Source organism: Kitasatospora sp. UYEF31, from assembly GCF_057291755.1.
In genome coordinates this window covers 1-4,962 of the sequence record NZ_JBXAWK010000119.1, presented here as the reverse complement: position 1 = coordinate 4,962, position 4,962 = coordinate 1, and the positions used below count along the sequence as shown (strand labels likewise).

7 protein-coding genes are annotated in these 4,962 nt (G+C 68.6%); all 7 read left to right on the top strand.

Features of this window, described 5'->3' with window-relative positions:
• Positions 1 to 111: 111 nt before the first annotated feature.
• The 7 genes from AC0Z36_RS29200 to AC0Z36_RS29170 all read left to right on the top strand — a co-directional run bounded on the left by AC0Z36_RS29200 (position 112) and on the right by AC0Z36_RS29170 (position 4,634).
• A complete protein-coding gene (locus tag AC0Z36_RS29200) occupies positions 112 to 1,257 on the top strand; it encodes an 8-amino-7-oxononanoate synthase (protein WP_485466094.1) in 1,146 nt (381 codons plus the stop codon).
• A gap of 180 nt (positions 1,258 to 1,437) precedes the next feature.
• A complete protein-coding gene (nagA, locus tag AC0Z36_RS29195) occupies positions 1,438 to 2,595 on the top strand; it encodes an N-acetylglucosamine-6-phosphate deacetylase (RefSeq protein ID WP_485466093.1) in 1,158 nt (385 codons plus the stop codon).
• A 132-nt stretch (positions 2,596 to 2,727) separates the two neighbouring features.
• Positions 2,728 to 3,003: a hypothetical protein gene (locus AC0Z36_RS29190; RefSeq protein WP_485466092.1), complete on the top strand. Its 276-nt coding sequence runs from the start codon at positions 2,728 to 2,730 to the stop codon at positions 3,001 to 3,003.
• The gene (locus tag AC0Z36_RS29185; protein WP_485466091.1) at positions 3,000 to 3,284 is read left to right on the top strand and encodes a DUF4235 domain-containing protein; all 285 of its coding nucleotides are present in this window, start codon (positions 3,000 to 3,002) and stop codon (positions 3,282 to 3,284) included. The genes AC0Z36_RS29190 and AC0Z36_RS29185 overlap by 4 nt, the downstream gene beginning before the upstream one ends.
• Before the next feature lie 369 nt (positions 3,285 to 3,653).
• Positions 3,654 to 3,899 (top strand): FitA-like ribbon-helix-helix domain-containing protein, encoded by a 246-nt coding sequence (locus tag AC0Z36_RS29180; RefSeq protein ID WP_485466090.1) that lies wholly within the window; start codon positions 3,654 to 3,656, stop codon positions 3,897 to 3,899.
• Positions 3,896 to 4,288, top strand: coding sequence for a type II toxin-antitoxin system VapC family toxin (locus tag AC0Z36_RS29175; RefSeq protein WP_485466089.1), 393 nt, complete (start codon positions 3,896 to 3,898; stop codon positions 4,286 to 4,288). Before AC0Z36_RS29180 ends, AC0Z36_RS29175 begins: the two co-directional genes overlap by 4 nt.
• A gap of 43 nt (positions 4,289 to 4,331) precedes the next feature.
• Positions 4,332 to 4,634, top strand: coding sequence for a helix-turn-helix domain-containing protein (locus tag AC0Z36_RS29170; protein WP_485466088.1), 303 nt, complete (start codon positions 4,332 to 4,334; stop codon positions 4,632 to 4,634).
• Positions 4,635 to 4,962 lie beyond the last annotated feature (328 nt).

Below are 4,962 nucleotides of genomic sequence, written 5' to 3'. Positions count from 1 at the left end.
GAGGACGCTGGTTGACCGGGCGACGCGCGGGCGCCGAACAGCCCCGGAGCGCAGCGACGGGGATGTGAGGATGACGCCTGCGCTTGGAGCCCGGCAAAAAAAGGGAGCGAAATGTACACACATCCACTGGACTGGCTGGACGCACGGGAGCAGGAGCGGGTCGCCGCCGGGCTGCGGCGGCGGGTGCGGCCGCGGGCCGCTGACGCCGGTGACGTCCTGGATCTGGCCGGAAACGACTACCTGGGGCTGTCCCGGCACCCGAGGGTCGTACAGGCGGCTGTGGAGGCCGTGGAGACCTGGGGGGCGGGTTCTACGGGTTCCCGCCTGGTGACGGGGTCCACGGCGCTGCACGCGGCCCTGGAAGAGGAGCTGGCCGGTCACCTGGGCACGGCGGCGGCTCTGGTGTTCTCCTCGGGTTACCTGGCCAACCTCGGGGTGCTCACCGCACTGACCGGGCCCGGCTCGCTGATCGTCTCGGATGCGGTGAACCACGCGTCGATCGTGGACGCCTGCCGGCTGTCCCGCGCCCGGGTGGCGGTCACTCCGCACCGTGACGTCCGAGCGGTCGCCGACGCGCTGGCGAACCGTACGGAAAAACGGGCCGTGGTCGTCGCCGACTCGGTGTTCTCGGTGGACGGCGACCTGGCGCCGTTGCGGGAGCTGCACGGGGTCGTCCGGCGGTACGGCGCGGTGCTGGTCGTGGACGAGGCCCACGGGCTCGGTGTCGTCGGCGACGGGGGGCGTGGGGCGGTGTACGCGGCCGGGCTCGCGGGGAGCGACGACATCGTGGTCACCGTGACGCTGTCCAAGGCGCTGGGCTCGCTGGGCGGCGCGGTGCTCGGGCCGCAGCGGGTGGTCGACCACCTGATCGACTCGGCCCGGACGTTCATCTTCGACACCGGGCTTGCCCCGGCGTGTGTCGGCGCCGCCCTGGAGGCACTGCGGATCCTGCGGGAGAAGCCGGGGCTTGCCCAGGCCGTACGGGACAACGCCACCGCGCTGGCGGCCGGGGCACGGGCCCTCGGCCTGACCGCCACCGAACCGGCGGGGGCGGTGGCCTCGGTGCTGATCGGGGCCCCTGAGGCGGCCTTCGCCGCCGCCGAGGCGTGTGCCGGCCAGGGCGTACGGGTCGGCTGCTTCCGGCCGCCGTCCGTACCGGACGGGATCTCCAGGCTGCGCCTGGCGGCCAGGGCCGATCTCAGCGACGAGGATCTGGACCGGGCACTGCGGGCGCTCCGTGCGACCGTTTTGTCCTGAGGCCTGCCCAAAACGGGGTCGCAACGCCCCGACCGGGGCTTCTACCGGACTCGTAGCGATTGGTCTAGACAAATTCAATTGGTCTGAACCACAATGGTCGACGGTTCCCCGGGCCCGCACCCGGGGAACTCATCAGCTTGACCGGCGGCTCAGAAAATCACGAGGCGAAAGGACCCCAACGTGGCCATCATCTCGGCCCCACGCGTACTCATCGGCGGTCGCATCTCCGGACCGGCGGCGGTCGTGGTCGAGAACGGCCACATCGAGCGCGTCCTGCACGAAGTCCCGGCCTCCAGCCCGGACCACCTCGAACTGAAGCACGGCATCCTCACCCCCGGGCTCATCGATCTGCAGGTCAACGGCGCCTTCGGCCATGACTTCGTGTCCGCCGACCTGGACGGGTGGCGGGACGTCTGCACGAAGCTCGCCGCGACCGGGGTCACCTCGTACCTCCCGACGTTCATCACCGGCGACCTGGACGAACTGATCGCGGCGCTCAAGCAGGCGCACGTCTACCGTTCGACCCTCACTGACGAGGCCGTCGCCCGCCCGCTGGGCATCCACCTGGAGGGGCCGTTCCTGTCCCCCAAGCGGATCGGCACGCACCCCATCCGCTATCGCCGGGACCCGGAGGCCGCGGACATCGACAAGTTGCTCGCCGACGCCGACGTGCGGGACGTCCTGGAGATGGTCACCCTGGCCCCCGAGCTGCCCGGCGGCATGGACGCGGTCCGGCGCATCGCGGCGGCCGGGATCAAGGTCTCCATCGGCCACTCCGACGCCACCGCGGCCGAAGCCACCGAAGCCGCCGACGCGGGCGCGACCATGGTCACCCACCTGTTCAACGCCCAGACCGGCCTGAACCACCGGGAGCCCGGCGTCGTCGGCGCGGCACTGACCGACTCACGGCTGACGCCCGGTCTGATCGCCGACATGCACCACGTCGCACCGACCGTGTGCTCACTGGTCCTCGACCTGGCCGGAAGCCGTACGGCCCTGGTCACCGATGCGATGGCGGCGGCCGGCATGCCCCCGGGCACGTACTTCCTCGGCGACGTCGAGGTGACTCTTGTCGACGGCGACGCCCCCCGCAACGACCGCGGTGGCCTGGCCGGTTCGGCTCTGACACTCGATCAGGCGGTGCGTAACCTCACCGATCTGGGCCACGGGCTGGCGCAGGTGCTGACGTGCGGGACATCCGTACCGGCTGACGCTTTGGACCGGGCCGACCTGGGGCGGATCGCACCCGGTGCGAAGGCCGACCTGGTCTGGTGGAACGAGGACCTGACGGTGCAGCGCACCTGGGTTGACGGCGAGACGGTGTTCGACGCCGCCTGACCGTTCATCAACTTCCTCAGGGGCATCGCAGTTCGGGCTGCGGTGCCCCTTCGGTGTTCCGCAGATCCGTTCCCGCACGTTAGTCCGCCTCCGGACCGGGCAGCCGCACCCGCAGCGGAAGGAGGCATCACCATGGACAACGACCGCTACGGCCGCCGGGGATTCGGTACGGACACCGAATTGCCGACGGACTCCAGGGAACTGCACGAGGACCTGCGCCAGGCCAGGAGGAGGGTCGGCACGGGCCTCGACGAGATCAACCGCCGCGGGCCGGGGAAACGCCTGGTCACCACGGCCGCGATTGTCGGCACGACGGTCTGGATCCTGCTGAAGAACCGTCAGAAGCGCACCGGCGGACCGCTGAAGGTGAAAGTCACCCCCGAGGCGGGACGGGGCATGTGGAAATGAGCTTCGGCACGGCGGCGTACCGCCCGCTCGGACTAGTCATGGGGATGGCCGGCGGCATGCTGGCCGGGAAGGTCTTCGACCGGGTGTGGCAGGCGGTCACACACGAGGACGACGCGCCCGACCCGCTGGACGCGGACCGGAGCTGGACGGAGGTCCTGCTCGCGGCGGCGGTCCAGGGAGCGGTCTTCGCCGTGGTGCGGGCGGCCATAGACCGGGGCGGAGCGAAGGGGTATGAGCAGGCGACGGGGATCTGGCCGGGCGAGCCGGGTGGACGTAAGTAGACGGAAAACACCCGCGTCCAGCCCCTTTGGGGGACGGAGGGCCACAGATGGACATTCACATATCCGCAGTGGTTTAACTTGCACCCGAATGGCCAATTCGCTCAACAAGGTGGTTCATATTCGGATCTGACTACAAGCTCGGCGGTGCCGCGTAGCGTACCGGCCACGACTTTTGGCCGCGAGTGGCGAGAGCTTCGGGGTCGGCGCATGACCGAACCCGGAGCCCTTTCCGCATATAGGGACGAGCGCTTCGTCTGCATGATCGAGCGTGCGGTGCGGGAACGTCGACACGCCCAGTGGGAATCGACTCTGGATGCGAATTCTGCAAAACACATGCCCCACATGCACTATGCATGGCATCCTGGGTCCATGGCTAAGACCCTGCAGATCCGGGACGTGCCCGACGACGTCCACGCGACCATCCGTGCCCGTGCTGCGCTCGCCGGGCAATCCATCTCCGAGTATCTGCTGTCCCAGGTGACAGGCATGGCCCGGCACCCGACTCAGGCCGAGGTCGCCCAGCGGCTGCGGACCATGGTCCGACAGCAGGACGCCCCCACCGACGATGACATCCTCGCCGCGCTTCACGAAGGACGGCAGGAGTTCATCGGGTGATCGTCATCGACGCGTCCGCGATGGTGCACTTGCTCATCGCATCCCCCGTCCATCCCGAATTGTTCCGGGAATTCACTGCCTCGGGTTCGGTGCACGCACCTTACATCCTCGACTTCGAGGTGGTGCACACGTTGCGCGGCCTACTGATCGGTAAGAAGGTCGAAGCGGCGATCGCCGAATCCGCGCGCGCTGAGTTCACCGGAATTCAGATCTCGCACTACCCGATGGCGACCTTGGAAGATCGAGTGTGGGAACTACGCGGCAACTTCACCGCATATGACGCTTCCTACATCGCTCTGTCGGAAGCTCTGGGTTGTCCACTGCTCACCCGGGACTTGAAGTTGGCGGCCCCGGGCCTGCACCGTGCAGATGTCCGGTGCCACCGCTGAAGGGCCCGTCGCCGATGCGCACCGGGGATGAGGAGGAATCCTCATGACACAGCCGCGCAAATCCTGGAATGAAAAATGCGAAGAGATCTTCGCCTGGCCGGGTGCGGGCAAAGCGTGCGAGGCCGCCCGAATCCGCTACGAACTCGGCTGCGAAGTACGCAAGCGCCGACTCGCCCTCGGCCTCACCCAGGCCCAGCTCGCCGAACGGACAGGGATGCAGCAGCCGACGATCGCCCGGTTCGAGGCCGGTGGCACCACACCGACCATCCCTGTGCTGAACCGACTGGCCCAGGCCCTCGACATCCGCTTGTCAGTGCATAGGGAACCCCTGCCGCTCGCCGGCTGACCCGCGCGCAAAACACCTGTGGCCCGTCACCTCCCCTCCTAGAGGGCGACGGGCCACAGGTGTTTCACCTGCTCAACACCCAAAAGGCGACTGAGCGAAGCGAAGGAGCGCGTCCGGAGGACGCAGTTAGCCGGGCGACGCACGGCGCCGACCGATGCCTGAGCGAAGCGAAGGCAGCGGGAGGAGAACGCCGTGCTTGGAGCCCGGATCAGCAGCGGGAGGAGAACGCCGTGCCCAAAAGGCGACTGAGCGAAGCGAAGGAGCGCGTCCGGAGGACGCAGTTAGCCGGGCGACGCACGGCGCCGACCGATGCCTGAGCGAAGCGAAG